A 670-nucleotide genomic window follows, 5' to 3' on the forward strand; every position below is an offset into this window, starting at 1 on the left:
GCCTGCTCCTCGGCGCGGCGCGCCTCGGCAGCTTCACGCGCGGCGCGCTCGGCGTCCTCGCGAGCCTTCACCTTGGCGGCGAGTTCCTCTTCCTGGGCACGCAGCGCGGTGGCTTGGGCCTGGGCTTCTTCCTCGCGGCGCACCAGTTCGGCGTCGTCGGGGCCGGCAGCGACCTCGTCGTCACGCTTGACGAAGGTGCGGGTCTTCTTGACCTGGACCTGGATCGTGCGGGCCTTGCCACTGGCATCGGCTTGCTTGATCTCGGTGGTCGACTTCTTGACGAGCGTGATCTTCTTGCGATCCGCACCGGCAGTGCCGTGGGAAGAGCGCAGGTGGTCGAGCAGGCGTTCCTTGTCGTTCTCGCTCAGCGAGTCGTCGACGGAAGACTTCTTGACGCCCGCGGCATGCAGCTGCTCCAGCAGCGTGCCCGCCGGCTTGCTCAGCTCGGCGGCGAATTGGGCGACGGTAGTCACGGCCATGTGGGGATCCTTCAAATTACTTTCGGTGCGGCGCGGCGTGTGTTGATCAGGCGTTGAACCAGTGTTCGCGGGCCTTCATGATCAGCGCGCGCGCAGCGGCCTCGTCTTGGCTGGTCAGCTCGACCAGTTCGTCGACAGCCAGGTCGGCCAGATCGTCACGGGTGTTGATGCCGCCTTCGGCCAGCTTGCTC

At 66.4% G+C, this 670-nt stretch carries 2 protein-coding genes; both read right to left on the minus strand.

The window, feature by feature from the left end; translation table 11 throughout:
• A partial coding sequence (locus AC1DU6_RS34250; RefSeq protein WP_477862904.1) for a translation initiation factor IF-2 associated domain-containing protein occupies positions 1-479 on the minus strand: 479 nt, incomplete at its 3' end.
• Between the two features lie 46 nt (positions 480-525).
• On the minus strand, positions 526-670 hold a 145-nt coding region (locus AC1DU6_RS34255; protein WP_477862906.1), incomplete at its 5' end, for a helix-hairpin-helix domain-containing protein.

The sequence above is a fragment of the Roseateles sp. P5_B10 genome (assembly GCF_056400485.1).